At 29.4% G+C, this 21837-nt stretch carries 17 protein-coding genes; 7 read left to right on the top strand and 10 right to left on the bottom strand.

Features of this window, described 5'->3' with window-relative positions; genetic code table 11:
* Positions 1 to 4 precede the first annotated feature (4 nt).
* Positions 5 to 3109 (bottom strand): WD40/YVTN/BNR-like repeat-containing protein, encoded by a 3105-nt coding sequence (locus KI686_RS07130; RefSeq protein WP_237588583.1) that lies wholly within the window; start codon positions 3107 to 3109, stop codon positions 5 to 7.
* 55 nt (positions 3110 to 3164) lie between these two features.
* On the opposite strand from KI686_RS07130, the gene KI686_RS07125 reads away from it, so the two are divergent.
* The 5 genes from KI686_RS07125 (at position 3165) to KI686_RS07105 (ending at position 8894) form a co-directional block, all read left to right on the top strand.
* Positions 3165 to 4394 carry a 3-phosphoshikimate 1-carboxyvinyltransferase gene (locus tag KI686_RS07125; RefSeq protein ID WP_237588582.1) on the top strand — a complete coding sequence of 410 codons (1230 nt, stop codon included), beginning with the start codon at positions 3165 to 3167 and terminating at the stop codon, positions 4392 to 4394.
* Positions 4395 to 4468: 74 nt separating this feature from the next.
* Positions 4469 to 5518, top strand: coding sequence for a tRNA preQ1(34) S-adenosylmethionine ribosyltransferase-isomerase QueA (gene queA, locus KI686_RS07120; RefSeq protein WP_237588581.1), 1050 nt, complete (start codon positions 4469 to 4471; stop codon positions 5516 to 5518).
* Positions 5519 to 5585: 67 nt separating this feature from the next.
* Complete coding sequence (rlmN, locus tag KI686_RS07115) at positions 5586 to 6626, top strand: dual-specificity RNA methyltransferase RlmN (protein ID WP_237588580.1); 1041 nt, start codon at positions 5586 to 5588, stop codon at positions 6624 to 6626.
* A 15-nt stretch (positions 6627 to 6641) separates the two neighbouring features.
* Positions 6642 to 7901: an NAD(P)/FAD-dependent oxidoreductase gene (locus tag KI686_RS07110; protein WP_237588579.1), complete on the top strand. Its 1260-nt coding sequence runs from the start codon at positions 6642 to 6644 to the stop codon at positions 7899 to 7901.
* A 15-nt stretch (positions 7902 to 7916) separates the two neighbouring features.
* Positions 7917 to 8894 (top strand): polyprenyl synthetase family protein, encoded by a 978-nt coding sequence (locus KI686_RS07105; protein WP_237588578.1) that lies wholly within the window; start codon positions 7917 to 7919, stop codon positions 8892 to 8894.
* 1 nt (position 8895) lies between these two features.
* Here the strand turns inward: KI686_RS07105 and KI686_RS07100 are convergent, their stop codons facing one another.
* Positions 8896 to 11304, bottom strand: coding sequence for a TonB-dependent receptor (locus KI686_RS07100; RefSeq protein ID WP_237588577.1), 2409 nt, complete (start codon positions 11302 to 11304; stop codon positions 8896 to 8898).
* Between the two features lie 78 nt (positions 11305 to 11382).
* Positions 11383 to 12900 carry a GH3 auxin-responsive promoter family protein gene (locus KI686_RS07095; protein WP_237588576.1) on the bottom strand — a complete coding sequence of 506 codons (1518 nt, stop codon included), beginning with the start codon at positions 12898 to 12900 and terminating at the stop codon, positions 11383 to 11385.
* 82 nt (positions 12901 to 12982) lie between these two features.
* Between KI686_RS07095 and KI686_RS07090 the strand changes: the two genes are divergently transcribed.
* Both KI686_RS07090 and KI686_RS07085 read left to right on the top strand, forming a co-directional pair.
* Complete coding sequence (locus KI686_RS07090) at positions 12983 to 13774, top strand: DUF2797 domain-containing protein (protein ID WP_237588575.1); 792 nt, start codon at positions 12983 to 12985, stop codon at positions 13772 to 13774.
* Positions 13775 to 13792: 18 nt separating this feature from the next.
* Entirely contained in the window at positions 13793 to 14215 is a 423-nt protein-coding gene (locus tag KI686_RS07085; RefSeq protein WP_237588574.1) for a secondary thiamine-phosphate synthase enzyme YjbQ, read from the top strand.
* Here the strand turns inward: KI686_RS07085 and KI686_RS07080 are convergent.
* From KI686_RS07080 to KI686_RS07050, 7 genes are all read right to left on the bottom strand, one after another.
* On the bottom strand, positions 14212 to 15021 hold the full coding sequence (locus KI686_RS07080) for an HAD family hydrolase (RefSeq protein ID WP_237588573.1): 810 nt from the start codon (positions 15019 to 15021) through the stop codon (positions 14212 to 14214). The genes KI686_RS07085 and KI686_RS07080 overlap by 4 nt on opposite strands.
* Positions 15022 to 15046: 25 nt before the next feature.
* Entirely contained in the window at positions 15047 to 16075 is a 1029-nt protein-coding gene (locus tag KI686_RS07075; RefSeq protein WP_237588572.1) for a LacI family DNA-binding transcriptional regulator, read from the bottom strand.
* Between the two features lie 66 nt (positions 16076 to 16141).
* Positions 16142 to 17494 carry an MptA/MptB family glycosyltransferase gene (locus KI686_RS07070; protein WP_237588571.1) on the bottom strand — a complete coding sequence of 451 codons (1353 nt, stop codon included), beginning with the start codon at positions 17492 to 17494 and terminating at the stop codon, positions 16142 to 16144.
* Positions 17494 to 18984, bottom strand: coding sequence for a cellulose synthase family protein (locus KI686_RS07065; protein ID WP_237588570.1), 1491 nt, complete (start codon positions 18982 to 18984; stop codon positions 17494 to 17496). Before KI686_RS07065 ends, KI686_RS07070 begins: the two co-directional genes overlap by 1 nt.
* Positions 18984 to 19679: a glycosyltransferase family 2 protein gene (locus tag KI686_RS07060; protein ID WP_237588569.1), complete on the bottom strand. Its 696-nt coding sequence runs from the start codon at positions 19677 to 19679 to the stop codon at positions 18984 to 18986. Before KI686_RS07060 ends, KI686_RS07065 begins: the two co-directional genes overlap by 1 nt.
* Positions 19676 to 20158: a toxin-antitoxin system YwqK family antitoxin gene (locus tag KI686_RS07055; RefSeq protein WP_237588568.1), complete on the bottom strand. Its 483-nt coding sequence runs from the start codon at positions 20156 to 20158 to the stop codon at positions 19676 to 19678. Before KI686_RS07055 ends, KI686_RS07060 begins: the two co-directional genes overlap by 4 nt.
* Positions 20158 to 21780, bottom strand: coding sequence for a 4Fe-4S binding protein (locus KI686_RS07050; RefSeq protein WP_237588567.1), 1623 nt, complete (start codon positions 21778 to 21780; stop codon positions 20158 to 20160). Before KI686_RS07050 ends, KI686_RS07055 begins: the two co-directional genes overlap by 1 nt.
* Between the last annotated feature and the right edge of the window lie 57 nt (positions 21781 to 21837).

The following is a 21837-nucleotide window of genomic DNA, read 5'->3' as shown; positions in this document are numbered from 1 at the left end:
GTATTTAATCTAACTGAATTAAATCTATATTGCTTTCTTTTACTTTGGTATTTAGTTCTTTAACATCATTATTAAAAATGATGTAAAGTTTAGATAATTCTAAGTCAATTACTTTTGTAATTTCATTTTTAAACTCAATTTCTTGATTTGTTGGAGCGTAATTACCAGTTCTTATTAAAGAATTTAAATGTGCTAATTTATTGTTTAAACGAATAGGATAATTTAACGGATCTTGTCCGCTTTTAGATTTTGTTTGATATAATGTTTCTTCTATAGTAGTAATATCTTTTACCAATTTATTAGCAAAATCAAGTAAATCTTTATGTTTCTTTTTATCTTTTATTGATTTTTTTAATAGATCAACTTGGCTACGAATTTTCTTTACATTCTTTAATGCTTTGTGAATTTCAGTCATTTTTTTATTAATGTCATTAATAAAATCAAACTGAGCTTTCATATCATTTTCAGAAGCTTCAGACATTGGGTTTTTTACAATCGTAAAATTTTGTGATTTTTTTATATCGTTTACAGTTAATTCAACTTTATAATCACCAGGCAAAGCCATTGGTCCAGATAACGAAGCCCACCATAAAATCATACCTTTTACAGATTCTGCTCCATCATACATCATATCCCAATTAAAAACATTATTACCTTCTTCTACTTTTAATTTTACTTCTTTTTTTCCTGTATTTGGTTTTGTAGAGAATTTTTTAACCAAATTATCATTGGTGTCAAAAATAGAAATAGAAACGGAATCTTTTTCTGTTAATTCTTTAATGTAATAATAGATATTTACACCACCAGAATGGTTTGTTCCTGCTATTTTAGAAGTTCTTCCTCGTCCGCCAGATAAATTATAAGCATCTTTTGGTTTGTACAAAATAACATTTTCTTTTTCTGATGTTTTTAATTGATGTAAAGGTGTTAAATCATCAATAATCCAAAGAGCACGCCCTTGGGTTGCTGCAATTAAATTATCATCTTTTATAGTCAAATCAGTAATTGGTACAATTGGTAAGTTTTGTTTAAAAGTTTGCCAGTTTTTACCATCATCAAAAGAAATATACATACCTCTTTCTGTACCTGCGTATAATAAACCTTTGCGTTTAGGATCTGCTCTTAAAGCCCTTGTAAAATCTTCATCTGCAATTCCGCTTACAATTAACTCCCAAGATTTACCATAGTTTTTTGTTTTATAGATGTATGGTTTATAATCGCCAGATTTGTATTTTGTACCTACAATATAAGCACCACCTTTTGTAAAAGGATCTATTTCTATACAATTAATCATAATCCATTCTGGCATTTTTTTAGGAGTGATGTTTTTCCAAGATTCTCCATCATTTTTAGTAACGTGTACCAATCCATCATCAGAACCAGTGTAAATTAAACCGGGTTCTAAAGGAGATTCTGCAACAGCAAAAATTGTCCCATAATATTCTACACCGGTATTGTCTTTAGTTATTGGTCCTCCAGAAGGTCCTAAAGTTTTAGGATCGTTTCTTGTTAAATCTGGGCTAATCAATTTCCAAGATTGTCCTTCATTTTCTGTGGCATGCAAATGATTAGAAGCTGCGTATAATCGTTTTTTATTATTTGGTGAAAATAGAATTGGAAAATTCCATTGAAAACGATATTTAAAATCTTCTGCACCATGTCCCATTGGGTCATCTGGCCAAACATTTATAGCTCTAGATTCATTTGTTTTATGATTAACTCTTGTTAACAAACCACCATAACTACCACCATAAACAATATCATCATTTAAAGGATCTACTGCAATATGTGCACTTTCTCCACCGGCAGTAGAAGACCAATCAGATTCGGTAATAAACCTGTCATCTGTTCTATGAGAAATTCTTACGGTAGAATTGTCTTGTTGTGCCGCTAAAATTCTGTAAGGAAAATGGTTGTCTGTAGTAACTCTATAAAATTGTGCTGTTGGCTGATTGTTCATTGTACTCCAATTTTCACCAGCATCAAAAGAAATTTGTGCACCACCATCATCACCAATAATCATTCTTTGGTTGTCTTCTGGTGCAATCCATAAATCATGATGGTCTCCATGAGGTGCATTATAAGTTTTGTACGTTTTTCCACCATCTGTAGATTTGTGGTAACGTACATTTAAAACATATAAAATATTTTCATCTTGCGTATCTGCGTACAAACGAGTATAATACCAAGCTCTTTGTCTTAATTTTCTTTCAGAATTGATAAGGTTCCATGTTTTACCAGCATCTGTAGATTTATAAACACCCCCTTTTTTATTTTCTATTAAAGCATAAACAATATCAGAATTTACAGGAGAAACTGTAACGCCTGCAATTCCCCAAATACCATTAGGTAAACCTTTATTTGTAGAAATGTTTGTCCACGTTTCACCTTCATCAGTACTTTTCCATAGAGCAGAACCTTCTCCGCCTGATGATAAACTATAAGGAGTTCTTCTAACATTCCATGTGGTTGCGTATAAAATTCTTGGATTATTAGGGTCTATTACTAAATCTACTACCCCAGAATCTTCATTAGAAAATAATACTTTTCGCCAAGTTTCTCCGCCATCAGTTGTTTTGTAAACACCTCTTTCTTGGGTAGGTTTGTATAAATCTCCCATAACTCCTGCAAAAACAATATTAGAGTTTTTTGGGTGAATACGCATTCTAGAAATATGTCTAGAAGTTTTTAAACCTATGTGTTTCCAAGTTTTACCGGCGTTTTCAGATTTCCAAACTCCATCACCAGAAGAAACATTACCACGAACTGTTTTTTCTCCCATACCAACATATATTACATTGTTATCCGATTCAGAAACCGCTACGGCACCTACAGAACCTCCAAAAAATCCGTCAGAAATATTTTGCCAACTATTACCCGCGTCAGTAGTTTTCCAAACTCCACCACCAGTTGCTCCCATATAAAAAAGATTGACTTTGTTAGAAACACCTGTTACAGCGGCACTTCTTCCACCTCTAAAAGGGCCAATGTTTCTCCATTTTATTGCGCTAAAATATTCATCAGAAACTTTGGTAGATTTTTTTTGTGCATTAACTTTGGCATTTGCAGAAAAAAAGATGCAAATTGCCAAAAAAAGTACTTTTTTCATGTTGGTAAGTTGTAAGTTAGAAATTTAAAAATAAGAAATAAAATCAATTTTTAGAATGGACATATTGTTAAATGTTTTAGAGGATAAAAAGGTAGACCAAAAAATAACGATTTCTGGTTCTAAAAGCGAATCGAATAGATTGTTGATTTTACAAAAGTTATTTACAGAACTTGCTATAGAAAACTTATCTGATTCTGATGATTCTGTGCACATGCAACATGCGCTAACAACAAGTGATGAACTGGTTAATATTGGTCATGCTGGTACTGCAATGCGTTTTTTAACTTCTTATTTTGCTATAAATAAAGGTAGAGAAACTGTGCTTACAGGTTCTGAAAGAATGCAAAATAGACCTATTGAAATTTTGGTGAACGCTTTAAAAGATTTAGGTGCAAATATATCTTATGAAGCCAAAGAAGGGTATCCGCCAATTAGAATTAAAGGGACAAATATTAACAAAGAAAAAGTACAGATAAATGGTAATGTAAGTAGCCAATACATATCATCTTTATTACTAATTGCTTCTAAATTAGAAAAAGGTTTAGAGATTGAGCTAATAGGTAAAATAACTTCTGTACCTTATATTAAAATGACATTGAGTTTATTAACTCAATTAGGAATAGAAAATTCTTTTGAAGGAAATATTGTAAAAGTTTTACCAAAAAAATCAATAGAAAAACAAACTGTAGTTGTAGAGTCTGATTGGTCTTCTGCCAGTTATTTTTATTCTATTATAGCTTTGTCTGAAATTGGTTCTAAAATACAGTTATCTGCCTATAAAAAAGAAAGTTTGCAAGGAGATTCTTGTTTGGCAGAAATTTATCAACATTTTGGGGTAGAAACCACTTTTGGTGAGAATTTTATCACTCTTAAAAAAGTAAAAGATACAAGTAAAGAGGTTTTAGAAATAGATTTAAAAAATGCTCCAGACATTGCACAAACTATAGCTGTAACCTGTTTTGCAGAAGAAATTGCTTGTAATTTAACAGGTTTACATACTTTAAAAATTAAAGAAACAGACAGGTTAGTAGCTTTGCATGATGAGTTATCTAAATTAGGTGCTAAAATTACGGTAACTAATGAAACTTTACATTTAGAAATAACAAATATTATCCACAAAAATATTGCCATTAAAACTTATAATGATCATAGAATGGCAATGGCTTTTGCGCCTTTAGCGTTAAAAGTTCCTATTCAAATAAATAATGCAGAAGTAGTTACAAAATCTTACCAAAAATTTTGGGAAGATATGCAACAAATAGGAATTAAAATAGACGAACTTTAAAGATAAATAGCTAAACACTTGACAACGCCTATCTTCATATCGTATATTTGCCGTTCTTATAGCAAAATATACTTATGAAATTATCAAACTTTGATTTTGAATTGCCAAAAGATTTATTGGCTAATTATCCTGCAGAACATAGAGATGAATCTCGATTAATGGTCTTAAACAGAAAGGAACAAACAATTGAGCATAAAACTTTTAAAGATGTTATCAATTATTTTGATGAAGGAGATATTTTAATGCTAAACAACACCAAAGTTTTTCCTGCAAGAATGTATGGTAATAAAGAAAAAACAGGTGCTAGAATAGAGGTTTTTCTTTTAAGAGAGTTAAATGCAGAAAATAGATTGTGGGATGTTTTAGTAGATCCGGCAAGAAAAATAAGAATCGGTAACAAATTATTTTTTGGTGATGATGATAGTTTAGTAGCAGAAGTAATAGACAATACAACTTCTAGAGGAAGAACATTACGTTTTTTATTTGATGGAAGTTATGAAGAGTTTAGAGCTAAGTTATTAGAATTAGGAGAAACGCCTTTACCAAAAGCAATAAATAGAGAAGTAGAGCCAGAAGATGAAGAGCGTTACCAAACTATTTATGCTAAAAATGAAGGAGCAGTTGCTGCACCTACAGCTGGTTTACACTTTTCTAAACACTTAATGAAGCGTTTAGAAATAAAAGGAGTAGACTTTGCAGAAACTACTTTACATGTTGGTTTAGGTACATTTAGCCCGGTAGAGGTAGAAGATTTATCTAAACATAAAATGGATTCTGAACAAATTTTTATTCCAGAAGAATCTGTACAAAAGATAAACGCTGCTAAAAGAGATAAAAGAAGAGTTTGTGCTGTTGGTACAACTGTTATGAGAACTATAGAGTCTTCTGTGTCTTCTAAAGGAGAGTTAAATGCTTACGAAGGTTGGACAAATAAATTTATTTTTCCTCCTTATGATTTTAGTATCGCTAATGCAATGATAACTAATTTTCATTTACCAAAATCTACTTTAATGATGCAAGCTGCAGCATTTGCAGGGTACGATTTTTTAATGGAAGCATATAAATTAGCTGTAAAAGAAAAATATAATTTTTCTACTTACGGTGATGCAATGTTAATTATATAATTCAATTTTTTTATTGAAAACTTAAAACCTCGCAAGTTTCTTGTGAGGTTTTGTATTTTTGCAAAAGATGGAAGTAAAAAAGAAAGATATTAGAGCTTTAACCAAAGAACAATTACGCAACTTTTTTGTAGAAAGTGGCGATAAAGCTTTTAGAGGAAATCAAGTGTATGAATGGCTTTGGGGTAAGTCTTTGCATACTTTTGAAGATATGACTAACATTTCTAAGAAAACTAGAGAAATGTTAGAAGATAACTTTGTTATCAATCATATAAAAGTAGATTCCATGCAGAGAAGTAAAGATGGAACTATAAAAAACGGAATTAAATTACACGATGGTTTAATTGTAGAATCTGTTTTAATCCCAACAGAAAAAAGAACAACCGCTTGTGTTTCTAGCCAAGTTGGTTGTAGTTTAGATTGTAAATTCTGTGCAACCGCAAGGTTAAAGAGAATGCGTAATCTAAATCCTGATGAAATTTACGATCAAGTTGTAGTTATAGACAAGCAAAGTAGGTTGTATCATAACCATAAACTAACAAATATTGTTTTTATGGGAATGGGAGAACCTTTAATGAATTACAAAAATGTTTTAAAGTCTATAGAAAAAATTACATCACCAGAAGGATTAGGTATGTCATCAAAAAGAATAACAGTATCTACTTCTGGCGTACCAAAAATGATAAAAAAAATGGCAGATGAAGAAGTTAAATTTAATTTAGCTGTTTCTTTACACTCTGCTATAGATGAGGTTAGAACATCTATAATGCCTTTTAATACTACTTTTCCTTTAAAAGATTTAAAAGAATCTTTAGAATATTGGTACGAAAAAACAAAAAGAGTAATTACATACGAATATGTTGTTTGGGATGGAATTAATGATAGAAAAGAAGATATAAAAGCGTTAGTAGAATTTTGTAAAGCTGTACCTTGCAAAATAAATTTAATAGAATATAATCCTATTGATGATGGTGAGTTTCAGCAAGCAAGCTCATCTGCAATTAATAATTATATTTCAAATTTAGAAATGCATGATATAACAGTAAATGTTAGAAGAAGTAGAGGTAAAGATATAGATGCGGCTTGTGGTCAATTAGCAAATAAAAGTTAGAATAAATAATAGAAAATGGTAAAAGAATACGATGTAATTGTTGTTGGTGGTGGTCCTGCAGGAGGGCAATGTGCTAGAAACTTATCAAAAAAAGGATATAAAGTTTTACTAGTAGAAAAGTTTAAAAGTTTTGAAGAAAATAATTTTTCTAGTGCAGGTATGACTTTGGCTCCTATGACAGAATTTAATTTACCAGAATCTGTTGTTGGTTCTTATTGGGACAATCTTGGTATACAATGTACTAAAGGTTTGTATACATGGAATGGAAATAAAACAAAAGGTGTAGTTTTAGATTTTGGAAGGCTTCGACAGTTTTTAGCAGATGATTCTGTAAAAAATGGAGCTGATGTTTTAATGGGACATAAATACATCAAAAAAGAATATAAAGCAGATAAAGTAATTACACATTTTCAGAATATAAAAACAAAAGAAAATGTAAGTTATCAATCTAAAATAGTGGTAGATGGTACAGGTCCTTTACGTAAGGTAATGTATGATGATAGAAAGGATGAGCCAGAATTAGTGGTAGCAACAGGAATTGAATACTTAATAAAAGTAAAAAAAGAAGTTTACGATAAATATAAAGATACGTTGTTCTTTTTCTTAGGATATAAATGGGCGCAAAATGGATATTCTTGGATTTTTGCTATGGAAGAAAATATCTTAAAAGTTGGTTCTGGAAAATTGTACATTAACGAAGAAACAAAAGAGGTTAAGAGTATGAAACAAATAACAGAAATTGTTATTAATGATTACTTAAAACTAGGTAAAGACGATTATGAGTTAATTGATATTCATGGTGGTACGTTAAGATATAGTACAAGTATTAAAGATACTTTTTATAAAGATAAAATTGTTGCTATTGGTGATGCTATTTCTACAGTAAACCCTCTTGGTGGAGAAGGTATTAGATACGCAATGAAAAGTGCAGATTTAGCATCAGAACATATAGATTATTACCTAAAAACAGGAAAAGAAAACTTTAGTAAGTACAGAAAAAAATGGAGAGCAAAACATTTATTTAGTTGGCAATTGTGCGAATTAGCTGCAAGAAGAGTGTATACAAAATATACAGATGCTCAAATTGAAGAAAGAATGCAAGCTTATCATAAAATTACAGACATAGATGTTGTAATAAATACTTTGTTTGAGTTTAAATTTAGTAAAATCTACAAAAGAGTAGCTTTGTTATATTACAATTTAATAGGAGATAAAATTAAAAATGTAATTAACCCAAGTTCTAAAGAGAAATTTAAAAAATCTAAAAAAAGATAAAAGCTTACTTTTTAAATGAAACCAGTAGAGTTTATAAAACTACCTATTAAGAAAGAAATGGAGCTCTTTGAAGAAAAGTTCAAAGACTCTATGTTATCTAAGGTTCCGTTATTAAACAGAATTACTTATTATATTGTTCGTAGAAAAGGAAAACAAATGAGACCAATGTTTGTTTTCTTGGTAGCAAAAATGGTTTCTAATGGTGGTTTTGATGAAAGAACTTATAGAGGAGCTTCTGTTGTAGAGCTAATTCATACGGCAACTTTAGTACATGATGATGTTGTAGATGATTCTAACAGAAGAAGAGGTTTTTTCTCTGTAAACGCACTTTGGAAAAATAAAATAGCAGTTTTAGTAGGAGATTTTTTACTATCAAAAGGTTTATTGCTTTCTATAGATAATGAAGATTTTGATTTATTAAAATTGATTTCTATTGCTGTTAGAGAGATGAGTGAGGGGGAGTTACTTCAAATAGAAAAAGCCAGAAAACTAGACATTACAGAAGATGTTTATTTTGATATTATCCGTCAGAAAACCGCAACTTTAATTGCTGCTTGTTGTGGTATTGGTGCAGCTTCTGTAGGTGCAAATAATGATACTGTACAACAAATGCGCAAGTTTGGTGAGTATATAGGTATCGCTTTTCAAATTAAAGATGATTTATTTGATTATACAGATGATAAGATAGGTAAACCAACAGGTATAGATATTAAAGAGCAAAAAATGACATTGCCTTTAATTTATGCTCTAAATAATTGTTCTTCTAAAGAAAAAAGCTGGTTAATTAATTCTGTTAAAAAACACAATAAAAATAAAAAGCGTGTAAAAGAAGTTATTGCTTTTGTAAAAGAAAAAGGAGGTATAGAATATACCACCATTAAAATGAATGATTACAAAAATAAAGCAATAGAGATTCTGGGAAATTTCCCAGAATCTGAATATAAAAGTTCTTTATTAACAATGATAGATTACGTAGTAGAACGTAAAATATAGCTTAAATATTTGCTTTAAGAGAAACTACAAAATTTCTACCAGCAGATACAATACCAGAGCTATAAGGTCTATATCTTTTGTCAGTAATATTTTCTAAGCCAGTAGAAATTAATAAATTATCGGTAAATCGATAAGAAGTTTTTAAATTTAAGGTTAAGTAAGATGGTGAGTAAGGATTTCCATTTCCATCAATGGCATATATGTAATCTTTTTCCTTTTCGCTATCTGGTAAATCATCAAAAGCAACAGCACCACTATAATCTGCATATAATTGTGCTTTTAACTTGTTTGCGTTATAAGTAAGACGTGTAGATCCAAAATAAGGAGCCGCATGTCTAGATGGAGATTTTTCTCCGTTGTCTAGTTCTTCTTCTCCTTTTTGATAATTAAAGGTTGATGAAATTCCGATTCCGCTTCCTAGTTCCGCTTCAAAACTAGTTTGTAGACCGTAAACATTAGCAGCAGCTGCGTTTTGTATTGCTTGTACATTACTTAATTCTCCATCATATAAAATTTCAGATTCACCATTTAAGGTAAAGTCTCTTCTAACCATTGCATTTTTTAAATTGGTGTAAAAACCAGTTATTTCAATTTTTAAATAATCACCAAAAGTTTTAGCAATAGAAACATCTGTATTATAAGCGTATTCTGCTTTTAAATCTGGGTTTGGTACCACAACAGAACCAGGTTCTGAATCAAAAATTTTACCAACATCATCTACATTAGGAGAACGAAAAGCAGTAGAAAAGTTTGTGCTTAACAACCAGCTTTTTTCTGGTCTAAATATTAATCCTAAACTACCAGTTAAAGCACTATCATTTATATTGGCTTCGGTAAAAGGAAATGGATAAAAAGTAGTGTCAAAATTAGCGTTTAAGCTGTAAAAATTATAGCGTAAACCAGATTGTAAAACCCATTTTTTAGAAAAATCATATTGGTTAGATGCATAAATTCCTAAAGAAGACCAATTAGAATCTGGATATCTACTTGCTCCTTTTTCTGAAGTGTTTGTATCTATGTTTGTATTTATTCCTGTAGAATTTACATCATTAAAGACATATTCTGTTCCGTAAAATAAATTGCTTTTTGAGCTTAGTTTTTTAGAAAAATCTAAGTTTGTGGAATAAGCATCTATTTTTTCTACTCTTGTTTCTCTTAGGTTATCATTAAAATCTCTACTAATTCTACTTTCTTCAAATTTTTGATACGTCAACCTTAGAGTAACATTATCATAAAATGAGTTGTTTGCTCGTTTGTTAATTTCAAAATTATTCATCATCCATTTTTGTGGACCGTATTTCCATTCTCCATAACGAGGGTTTCCATCTCTTGTCATTAAATGTCTATCGTATCTAGAGTAACTAGAGGTTTCTGATAGATGAAAACCATATTCAAAATTCCAATTTTTGTTAGGCTTAAATCTAATTTTTTGCATTAAATTGGTTTGCGTATAACCTGTAGGATTTTGAATTTTAGGATTTTCATTAGTAATTACAACGTCTTGGTTGTTTTGTCTTTCTACATAAACATTTCTTAAATATTCATCAGGACCATTACTTCCCATCTTTAAATCACCATAATCATTATAGCTTAGACTCGTAATAAATGCCCATTTTTTATATCCTAAATTAAAATCTGCATGATATGTTTTTTCTTCATTTGCAGAAGAAAATCTAGTAAATGTATTTCCTGTAATTAAAGTATTGTCGTCTAAAGATAAATTTGGTGATAATGTTTTAAAACTCATTACAGCACCAATTGCATCACTTCCGTAAATTACAGAGCCAGGACCAAAAATAATTTCAGTTTCTTCTATTGTAAAGGGATCTAAAGAAATTACATTTTGAATGTTACCGGCTCTAAAAATTGCGTTATTCATTCTTACACCATCTATTGTGTATAATAATCGGTTGGTTGCAAAACCTCTTATCATTGGGCTTCCGCCACCTTGTTGGCTTTTTTGAACAAAAACTTTTCCAGAAACAGTTAGTAAATCTGCTGCGGTTTGTGTGTTCATTAACTCTATTTCTTTGGGAGAAATTGTACTTATTTTAGAAGCTAAATCAGATGTTTTTTGTTTCCATTTAGATGCAGAAATCACAATTTCGTCTGTTTTTAAAATAGTAGGCGTTAGCAGAATTGTAAAGTTATTTTTCTTTAACTCTGCAAAACTTTTAATTTGTGTTTTAAAGCCTAAAAAACGGATTTCTAAAATCTTAGCATCTTTTAGATGGCTAATATCTACTTGTCCTTTTCCGTTTGTTGTAATGTAATTGTTTGTTTTTTTATTGTAAACAGTTACTTGATCTAGAGGTTCTTTGGTTTCTTTATTTGTAACAGTTAAAATTTGAGCATTTGCTGAAAATTTTAAAAAAAATAGAAATAAAATAAAAGTAATTTTTTTAATCATTATAAGTTTTTACGGGGAGATAATTTTTGTTTTTACGTATCAAAAATCATGCCTATTAAGACGATGTGAAAAATAATTTTAAGAGTTACTTAAAATTATTAATTCTTCTATAAAACTTCTAGAATTAGATAGGCGAGGAACTTTGTGTTGGCCACCTAATTTTCCTTTTTCTTTTAACCAACTATAAAATAAACCGTCTTTTGCTTGGTGAATTTTAGGAGGCATTAACGTCATGTTTTTGTAACGTTTTGCTTCATAATCAGAGTTTATAGCTTTTAAAGCATTGTCTAAAATCTCGGTAAAGTAAGGCAAGCTCTCTGGAGCGTTTTCAAATTCAATAAACCACTCATGTCCGCCTTTTTCTTTTCCATTCATAAAAATTGGACCAACAGTATATTCTTTTATAATCGAATCTGTTTTTTCACAAGTAAGTTTTAATGCATCTTCAACATTTTCTATATTTAATTCTTCACCAAAAACATTTATGTAATGCCTTGTTCTGCCTGTAATTTTTATTCTATATGGATTAAGTGAAGTAAAACGAATCGTATCGCCAATCATATAACGCCATAAACCACCGTTTGTAGTAATAACTAAAGCATAATCAATATCTTTTTCTACATCGGCAATACAAATTGCTCTAGAACTTTCTCCTTTGTACTCAGACATTGGTATAAATTCGTAGAAAATTCCGTAGTCTAACATCAACAACAATTCGTTAGAATCATTTTGATCTTGAATAGCAAAAAAACCTTCGGAAGCATTGTACGTTTCGTAATATTTAAAATCTGCTTTAGGAATAATTTTCTTGTATTGTTCTCTGTACGGATTAAAGTTTACGCCTCCATGAAAATAAACTTCTAAATTAGGCCAAACTTCTAAGATATTGTCTTTACCAGTTCTCTCTAAAATTCTGTTTAGTAAAACCAACATCCAACTTGGTACACCGGCTAAACTAGTTATGTTTTCATTAATTGTTTCATCAATAATTGCTTCCATTTTGGTTTCCCACTCGCTCATTAAAGCAACTTCTTGACTAGGAGATGAACTAAAATCTGCCCAAAAAGGCATGTTTTCTATAATGATTGCAGATAAATCGCCAAAATAAGAATCGTTGTCTTTGTAAACATCAGAACTACCACCTAAACGCAAGCCTTTACCCGTAAAAAGCTGTGTTTTTGGGTTGTTGTTAATGTATAAACATAACATGTCTTTACCCGCTTTCATGTGGCAATATTCTAAAGCTTCATCAGAAACCGGTATAAATTTACTTTTAGCATTAGTTGTTCCGCTACTTTTAGCAAACCATTTTATATCTGTAGGCCAAAATAAATTTTGTTCTCCTTTTCTGCAACGTTTTATCATCGGTTCAAAAGTTTCATATTTTTGAATAGATACTTTAGAAACAAAATCTTGATAACTTTTAATAGAAGAAAACTCTTTTTCTTTACCAAATTTTGTGTTTTTGGCATTATTTAAAAGTTTTAAAAGTAATTCGTTTTGCACATCAATAGGATATTTTAAAAATAGCTCTATTTGATGTTTTCGTTTCTTTAAAAACCAAGAAATTATAGAATTGATAATTTGAAACGCCATAGAAATTCGTAAGTTTGTTAAGTTCGATTTTATTACGAAGATACCTTTAAAATTGAAAAATAAAAAGGTTAAAATTTTTTATATGAAGTACCAAGGAGTTTTAAAAAAAATGATGACAGAAAATGCTGAAGAAATTCAGTATTACTTAGATATGAAGACTGATTTTATTAATATGAATCAGTTAATAAACAAAGATTTAACACTATCTTTTGTTACTTACGAGTGTTTAAATTGTGGTTTAGAAAAAAAAATTTATAGACAAGGTTTTTGTAAATCTTGTTTTTTTGAAATTCCGAATGCTGCAGATTGGATTATGAAACCAGAGTTGAGTAAAGCTCATTTAGGGATTGAAGATAGAGATTTAGCTTACGAACAATCTGTACAATTAAAACCACATATTGTGTATTTAGCAAACTCTAGTAACGTAAAAGTTGGTGTAACTAGAAAACAGCAAGTACCAACACGTTGGATAGACCAAGGTGCACACGAAGCTATAGAAATTGTAGAAGTGCCAAACAGGTATTTAGCAGGAATTACCGAAGTTGCTTTAAAAGAACATGTTGCCGATAAAACCAATTGGCGTAAAATGTTAAAAAATGATATAGAAGATGAGAATTTGGTGGAATGGAGAGATAAATTAAAACAATTTATACCTGAAGAAGCCAAAGCATATTTTATTGAGAATAATACGGAAACGAATTTAAATTTTCCGGTTGTAAAATATCCGTTGAAACCTAAAAGTTTAAACTTATTAAAAACGCCTACTTATTCTGGAAAACTAGTTGGTGTAAAAGGACAGTATTTAATTTTTGAAGACGAAACTGTTTTTAATGTAAGAAGTAACGAAGGTTTGGTAGTTTCTATAGAGATTTAAAAAGAAAGAAATTAATAAATGATTTTCGAACAAAAAGAAATACAATTACAACCTTTTAAGAGGGGATTTCATTTAATTACTACTAAGATATTAAATGAAATACCAGAAGTAAAAACGATTAAAAAAGGTTTTTTAAAAGTATTTATAAAACATACATCTGCAAGTTTAACAATTAATGAAAACGCAGATTCTACTGTTCGTGTAGATTTTGAAAGTCATTTTAATAAAATGGTTGCAGAAAATGAACCATATTATATACATACCTATGAAGGAAGTGATGATATGCCTGCGCATATTAAAGCTTCTTTATTAGGTAGTTCTGTAGAGATTCCTATAACAAACGGAAGATTAAATTTAGGAACTTGGCAAGGTATATATTTGTGCGAACACAGAAATTATGGTGGTTCTAGAAATTTAGTAATTACTGCTTTTGGAGTCTAGTTTTTACTGTTAACTAATTGCTCTATAATGCTTTCTACGCCTAAGTTATCATTGCTTTCTGTGGTGTAATTTGCAACCTCTTTAATGTCTTTATGTGCGTTTTTCATTGCAAAACTAAAATCAGCCTCTTGTAACATTTCAATATCATTATGATAATCACCAAAAACCATGGTTTCTTCTTTGGTAACATTTAAAATTTGCTGTACTTCTCTTAAAGCATTTCCTTTATTCGCTTTTTTATCTGAAATGTCTAGCCAATTTGTACCAGAAATTTTGATTAACAAATCATCGCCAAGCCCTTTTATTACAGGATAAATAAATTTCTCTGAAGATTTAAAATGATAAACAGCAATTTTTAAGAAATCATCTTTGCTTGCAGATTCTGTTAAATCATCAACAATTTTAAAATCGTTGTAATATTCTTGAAATAAGCTAATAAATTCTTGATTATCAGATTCTATTAAAGCGGTGTCTTTTCCGCATAAAACAATATTGGCACCTTCAACAAGTCTTAATTCTGTAATTATTTTTATGATTTTATCAGTAGAAAGTACGTTTAAAACCAATAATTGATCTTTGTGTTTTGCCAAACCTCCATTTTCTGAAATTACAAAAATTTCGTTTTTAATAGCATCAAATTTAGAAATAATAGAATTGTATTGTCTTCCACTAGCGGCACAAAAATGAATGTTTTGTTGTTTTAATTTATTAAATAATTTAAAAAACAACGGACTTATTTCGTGTTTGGAGTTTAAGAGCGTTCCGTCCATATCAGAAACCACTAATTTAACTTTAGATAAATCCATTTTTTTAAAATATTTTAAATTAAGTTTATAAGATGTGTTTTGTAGAGTTTCTTTCTACCAAATCTGTTTTAACAATAATTGTTTTAGGTTTCTTTTTAGAGTCAGATTTATCTTCAAGTCTATTTATAAGCATTTTAGCAGCAGTTGCTCCCATAATTTCTCCGTGTTGGCTAACACATGTCATTCTTGGGCTAGAGTGTCTTGCTAAAATTCCGTTAGAAAAAGAAATTGCAGAGAAATTTTCAGGAATTTTACGTCCAAGTTTTGTAGCAACTTTCATTGCTGCAATAGCAGAAGATTCATCAGTAGCAATTACACTATCAATTGTATTGTTTTTAAATATAGGTTCTAGTACTTTTTCGTAATTCTTGTAATTATCATCAATATTAATGATTAAGTTTTTTTCTACTTTAATATTATGATCTTCTAAGCCTTTTAAATAACCTTGCTGTCTCCTTCTACCAATTTCTAAATTATTCATTGTAGATATAAAGGCTATGTTTTTACTACCAGATTTAACTAAATAAGTAACAGTGCTTCTAGCGCTATCAAAATTATCTGTAACTACTTTATCGCATTTTAGTTTGTCTGCAACTCTATCAAACATAACAATAGGAGTACCATTATCTAAAACATCTTTAAAGTGATTAAAATCGCCTTTAGAAACCGTTTCTTCTGCAAGAGATAAAATAAAACCGTCAATACTTCCGTTAGAAAGCATTTCTATAGTTTCTACTTCTTTTTTAAAAGATTCGTTAGAAATACAAGAAATTATTTTATAACCTCTATCGTTAGCAACTTGCTCTATACCATTAAAAACTTGCGCAAAAAAGTAGTCTAACATATTAGGAATAATTATTCCAATAGTTTTTGTTTTTCTACTTTTTAAACTTAGTGCATTAAAGTTAGGTTTATAGTTATTGGCTTTAGCGTATTTTTGAATTTTTTCTTTTGTACTTAGACTAATTTCATAACTGTCATTAAGGGCTTTAGAAACAGTAGAAATAGAAACATTAAACTCTTTAGCAATGTCTTTTATGGTAAGTCTTTTCATTATTAGTTAAAAAATTAATGTCTAAAATACAAAAATCTCTTAATATATAATTAAAAACTGATTATTTTACAATTTTATAATCTTGGATGTTTTTCTAAGTTCTAAAAACAGAAAACCATAAAGTATTAAATATTCTAAAGTTACAAACCAAAGGTTCTCTTGCCATGGCGTATTTGCATAAGCTTGATAACTAAAAATAATTACTAGACTCCAAATAACAGGAAAACGATATTTAGTAAAAATAGATAAAATTAACGGAGTTGCTAAATACCAAGGATGCACTGTTGTAGCGGTAAAATAATAGAAACACAAACCAAACAAAAGTGCAGTAATTAGCTGTTTTTCGGTTTTGTTTTTTCTGAAAAAAGTAATAATTAGTAAAAATAGAATTGTAATAACAGGTGTTATTTTTCCTATGATTGCAATTTCATTATAACCTCTAAATAAGTAGCCAATTTCTCTAAAAATATAATAGAAACTTGCATTAAATTCAAAATTACGAAACCAAAGTCCAACGGAGTTGGCATAGTTATTTATAAATTCTGATGAGTAAAAAGGTAAAAATAAAACCAAAATTGTTGTTAGAGTAATTGCGTAAAATGCAATTAGTTGATAATGTCTTTTGATAAAATTTTCCTTTTTATTTACAAACCATTGATAGAATAGCGGTAAAAACAAAAGTGGAATTAATTTTACAGAAATAGAACAAGCTAAAAGTATTGCTGCCCAAATCCATTTTTGTTGATGCAGTTTGTAAAAACTCCAAATTAAGAAAAATAACATAACAGGTTCAAAATGTAAATTACCTGTCATTTCTATAATTATAAAAGGATTTAAAGCATACAAGAAAATGTTTTTTACAGGTAAGTTTAATTTTTTTAAGAGTTTTTTGCCAAAGTATAAAATACCAACATCAGCAAGAATAATAATAGATCTTAAAACAATAGTTGCACCAAAAATACTTTTACTAGAAAGTAAAGCAGCAATTAAAAAACAAAGTTGATTTATTGGCGGATAATTGGTGTAGTGGCTTCCATTCATTTCTCCCATACCATTGTAAAGCTCAGAAGCTTCTGCAATTGGCATTAAGTTTTGTTGTATAAACGTTTCTGGTAAAGATAAATAAGGATTTAGTCCTTCTAAAATCATACGACCATCCCAAATAAATCGATAAAAATCTTGAGATAAATTTGGGGAAGCAAATAAAAATATTAACCTAAAAAGAATTACTAATCCTGTTAAAGTAGAAGTGCTTATTGTTTTACTTTTTATAAGAAAATATGCGCATCCAAAAAGAGAAAACCATAAAAAGAGTAACTTGTTAAAAGCTGTTCTTTCTAAAAAGTAAGCAAAATAAAAATATAGCAATACACTTATAAAAATAAGTAATATGTCTTTATTTTTTTTAAAAAAGAGCATTATGCTTTAGAAAATATAGATTTAAAAAAGACGTAGCTAAAGCCAATAAATAACATAAAATGAAAAGGAAATAATCCAAAATCACCTCCTTGGTCTCCAACTATAAAAGCACTATACATACCAAAAACAAAGTATAAAGCCAAAATACCTTCTAAAACAACATTAAAAGAAAGTTTTTTCTTAATGTATTTATTGTTTTTCCAACTATCTTTTAAGCCTGTAAGGTTAAATTTAGGAGTTCTTACAAATTCACTTTTTTTACCAACATGTCCTTCTAAAACAGCAATTGTATTGTGTAAAGAAAACCCCATTGCAATAGAAAAGAAAGTAAAAAAGGAACCAATATATTTTATAAATTTAATAAAACCGCCACCATATATGGTTTTAAACATATACCAGTAACAGATAAAAAAGATAATAGAACTCATTACAAAAAAGCTCATTACATAAAAATAAACTTTTAAATGTGCATATTCATTTTTTATATAAAGCATTGGTATACTTAAAACAGCAACTAAAAATATGCATGTAAACATAGAGCTGTTAAGTAGGTGCAATATACTGTGCACTTTTGTTTTAAAAGGAAGGTTTTTACTTGTAATAACCCTCTTTGTCATTTTTTGAAAGTTTTCTGCACCACCTTTGTTCCATCTAAATTGTTGAGATCTAGCAGCACTAATAACAACAGGCAATTCTGCCGGAGTTTCTACATCTACTAAATATTTAAATTTCCAATTTTTTAATTGTGCTCTATAACTTAAATCTAAATCTTCTGTAAGTGTATCACCTTCCCAATTACCAGCATCATAAATACATTCTTTTCTCCAAACACCTGCAGTACCGTTAAAGTTTATAAAATGTCCTTTACTGTTTCTACCAACTTGTTCTAGAGTAAAATGTGCATCTAAAGCAAAAGCTTGTACTTTTGTTAGGGTAGAATAATTTCTGTTGATGTGTCCCCATCGGGTTTGTACAACACCAATTTCTTTATTTTTAAAATAAGGAACTGTTTTTATTAACCAATCTTTTTTAGGTAAAAAATCAGCATCAAAAATAGCAATAAATTCACCTTTAGCAGTTTCTAAACCTTCTTTTAAAGCGCCCGCTTTAAAACCTTGTCTATTGGTTCTTCTAATATGTTGAATGTCTATACCTAATTCTTTGATGATTTTAATTTGCTTTGCAGTAGTTTCTACAGATTCATCTGTAGAGTCGTCTAAAACCTGAATTTCTAATTTTTCTCTAGGATACTCTATTAAAGCAATATTTTGCAGCAAACGCTCCATTACATATAGCTCGTTATAAACCGGTAATTGTATAGTTACTTTAGGTATTTCTTTATCGTTAGAGAAATCAAATTTTTCTGAATTGTCTAATTTTTTCCTTGCTTTTAGGTAATTAAAAAGTAAATTCAATTGCGCTAAAGCATACATAAAAATAAGTATCAACGAAATGGAATAAATTAGAATGATGGTGTATTCTAGAATCACTATTTAAAACTGTATTTAAAAATCCAACTTAATATCTTTACGCCTGCAAATATAGAACCTTTTACGGTTCCTGAAACTTTTGATACACCTATTCTGTTTCTGTACTTCATAGAAACTTCTGTATAGCTTAATTTTTGTTTTAAAGCTTTTAACTGCATTTCTACTGTCCAACCATAAGTTTTGTCTTGCATGTTAAGGTTTAGTAACTTATCATATTTAATGGCTCTAAAAGGACCTAAGTCTGTAAATTTTGCTCCAAAAATTAGTTTCATTAAAAATGTTGCTAACCAATTTCCAAAAATTTGTTGAGGTGTCATAGATCCATCTTCTCTTAACTCTTTAACACGAGCGCCAATTACAAAATCTAAATTTTGATTAATTATAGGAGCAACAAGTTCTGTTAATTGTTCTGGATAATCAGAATAATCACCATCTAAAAAAACAATAATACTTGGTTTTATTTCTTGTTTACTAATGTATTTTATCCCTTTTAAACAAGCGTATCCGTAACCTTTATTAATTTCTGTTAAAACTGTTGCACCAGCTTTTTCTGCGTTAAGTAATGTGTTGTCGGTAGAATTGTTGTTTACAACAATTATTTCATCTACAATTTTGGGAATATCATTAATAACATTAGCAATGGAATCTTGCTCGTTATAAGCTGGTATAATTACTTTAATAATCGTTTTTGTCATTTTAAATCATTAAGACTATTTTCTCTTTTAAAGGATAAAAAGTCTGTCCATTCTTTTATTTTTTTACCATTTGTATATTTGGATGCTTTTACTAACTTTTGATTTTTATAAATTAGACAATATCCATTTTTTTCATTATATTTTAATTGGCATTTATGGTTTATATGGCCTTCTTTGTCATAAAATAACCACCAATTAAATTGTTGTCCATTATTATAATGGCCTTCTTTTTCTTTTAAAGAATTTTTGCTGTAAAAATACCAATATTTGGTTTCTAAATTGTCTTTAAAACTGCCTTCTTTTTTTAAAACTCCGCTATTGTAATAAAATTTCCAATAATCAGTTTTTTTATTATTTAAAAGCCAACCTTCTTCCTTTAATTGTCCGTTGTTGTAATATTTTTTTATGTATTTTTTTTGACTAAAAGAGTAAAAACTCATCAATAGTAAAAAGAAGAATGTTAGATGTTTTAGAGCCATTATTTTTTATTTACTAAATTCATTAAATCTACATCGTTTCCTAATAAAACATCTGTAGGATTAATTCTTCCTTCTTCTGGTCCGTTTTCTAATTTTAAAACTCCTCTTGGGCAAACAGCAGAACAAATACCACAACCAACACAACTAGAACGTACAATGTTTTCTCCTTTTTGTGCGTAAGATCTTACATCAATACCTTGCTCGCAATATGTAGAACAGTTTCCACAAGAAATACATTGGCCACCGTTTGTAGTAATTCTAAATCTTGATTTAAAACGTTGTACAAATCCTAAATAAGCAGCTAAAGGACAACCAAACCTACACCAAACTCTGTTACCAAAAATCGGATAAAATCCTGTACCAATTACACCTGCAAAAATAGAACCGATTAAGAAACCGTAAATATCTTGTATAGTTTGGGTTTTAATACCTAAAACTTGACTTTCTTCAGAAAAGAAGGTGTACAAAGCAAAGGCTGTCATTACCAAAACAAAAACTAAAACAGAGTGAATAACAATACGTTCTACCCTCCAAGAAAGCAATGTTTTGCTAGAGTTTTGTCTGTACGGATCTCCTAAAGTTTCTGCTAAACCACCACAACCACAAACCCAAGAGCAATACCATCTTTTACCAAAAAAGTACACCATAACAGGCACAACAACAATGGTTAAAACAATACCCCAAACTAAAATAAAAATACCTAAACCACCACTAGCAATTAATTCATTTAAATTCCATTTAAAGAAAAAATCATAATCTAAAGGAAACGCGTTTTTAAAATCGTACCAAGGTTGATTGAAACGAACTAAGATTTCTGGAATTAAAAAAGCAAATACAATTTGAAAAAATAACACAGAAGTAGTTCTTAAAACTTGATATTTATTATGACGATATTTTATATACATTCTTATGGCCATAACGGTCATAACTACACAGTATAAAAAGCCATATAAAAACCACTGACTTGCAGGATTACCACTAATAGATTTACTAATAGGATCTACCAAATACACCCAATTTACAATTAAATCTGCCTTAAAATATAATAGGATGTAAAAAGTGACTAAAAAGATAAACGCAAACCAACCAATCCAACCACGGTTTGTAGCTGCACTAAGAAAAATACCATCGTTTTTAATACCTGGTTTACCTAATAAAACAACATCTGGTATAATAAACATTAAAGCCCCTATAATACCTAAACCAAAAGTTAAAAACCAAGCCAAACCAGTGTTGTCTGCCGCTAAACCTTTACCTGCTTTTTTAGCTAGAGTATAACTTAAAGTATGAGGTTTACCAGATATTTTATATTGATATTGTTGTCCCTTTTTATCCCAATTTTTTTCTTTATTGTATTTTGCAATTAAAGCATCATAATGGTTGTTAGAAGCTTCAAAAGCATTGATAGTTCTGCTAGAAAACTGAAAAATGTTTAAATTATCTTCTGTTACAACTGCTTTTGTAAGTTCGTCTTTTATTACTTCACTTTTATAACCTTGTTCTTGGATATAAGTATCCAATTCTGTTTGTGTTAAATTAAAAGAACCTGTAAAAAGGATGCCTATGAAAAAGGTTAAACCAGCTAAAAAGATAATTAAACCCGATTGTTTTATAAGTTTCAAAATAATAAATGGTATTTAGGTGTTTGTTTTAAGTTTTTTAAGAATGTATTTTCTTAT

The sequence above is a fragment of the Polaribacter sargassicola genome, from assembly GCF_021991835.1.
In the GTDB taxonomy this organism is placed as follows: Bacteria; Bacteroidota; Bacteroidia; order Flavobacteriales; family Flavobacteriaceae; genus Polaribacter; species Polaribacter sargassicola.
This window is presented reverse-complemented; position numbering and strand designations above follow the sequence as displayed.

Excerpts from the sequence above, each read along its gene's own strand:
- KI686_RS07070 (WP_237588571.1), bottom strand. The coding sequence starts at position 17,494 with ATGCTCTTTTTTAAAAAAAATAAAGACATATTACTTATTTTTATAAGT.
- KI686_RS07105 (WP_237588578.1), top strand. The coding sequence starts at position 7,917 with ATGAAACCAGTAGAGTTTATAAAACTACCTATTAAGAAAGAAATGGAG.
- KI686_RS07110 (WP_237588579.1), top strand. The coding sequence starts at position 6,642 with ATGGTAAAAGAATACGATGTAATTGTTGTTGGTGGTGGTCCTGCAGGA.
- KI686_RS07075 (WP_237588572.1), bottom strand. The coding sequence starts at position 16,075 with ATGAAAAGACTTACCATAAAAGACATTGCTAAAGAGTTTAATGTTTCT.
- KI686_RS07095 (WP_237588576.1), bottom strand. The coding sequence starts at position 12,900 with ATGGCGTTTCAAATTATCAATTCTATAATTTCTTGGTTTTTAAAGAAA.
- KI686_RS07085 (WP_237588574.1), top strand. The coding sequence starts at position 13,793 with ATGATTTTCGAACAAAAAGAAATACAATTACAACCTTTTAAGAGGGGA.
- KI686_RS07090 (WP_237588575.1), top strand. The coding sequence starts at position 12,983 with ATGAAGTACCAAGGAGTTTTAAAAAAAATGATGACAGAAAATGCTGAA.
- KI686_RS07100 (WP_237588577.1), bottom strand. The coding sequence starts at position 11,304 with ATGATTAAAAAAATTACTTTTATTTTATTTCTATTTTTTTTAAAATTT.
- rlmN (WP_237588580.1), top strand. The coding sequence starts at position 5,586 with ATGGAAGTAAAAAAGAAAGATATTAGAGCTTTAACCAAAGAACAATTA.
- KI686_RS07060 (WP_237588569.1), bottom strand. The coding sequence starts at position 19,679 with ATGACAAAAACGATTATTAAAGTAATTATACCAGCTTATAACGAGCAA.
- KI686_RS07125 (WP_237588582.1), top strand. The coding sequence starts at position 3,165 with ATGGACATATTGTTAAATGTTTTAGAGGATAAAAAGGTAGACCAAAAA.
- KI686_RS07130 (WP_237588583.1), bottom strand. The coding sequence starts at position 3,109 with ATGAAAAAAGTACTTTTTTTGGCAATTTGCATCTTTTTTTCTGCAAAT.
- queA (WP_237588581.1), top strand. The coding sequence starts at position 4,469 with ATGAAATTATCAAACTTTGATTTTGAATTGCCAAAAGATTTATTGGCT.
- KI686_RS07080 (WP_237588573.1), bottom strand. The coding sequence starts at position 15,021 with ATGGATTTATCTAAAGTTAAATTAGTGGTTTCTGATATGGACGGAACG.
- KI686_RS07055 (WP_237588568.1), bottom strand. The coding sequence starts at position 20,158 with ATGGCTCTAAAACATCTAACATTCTTCTTTTTACTATTGATGAGTTTT.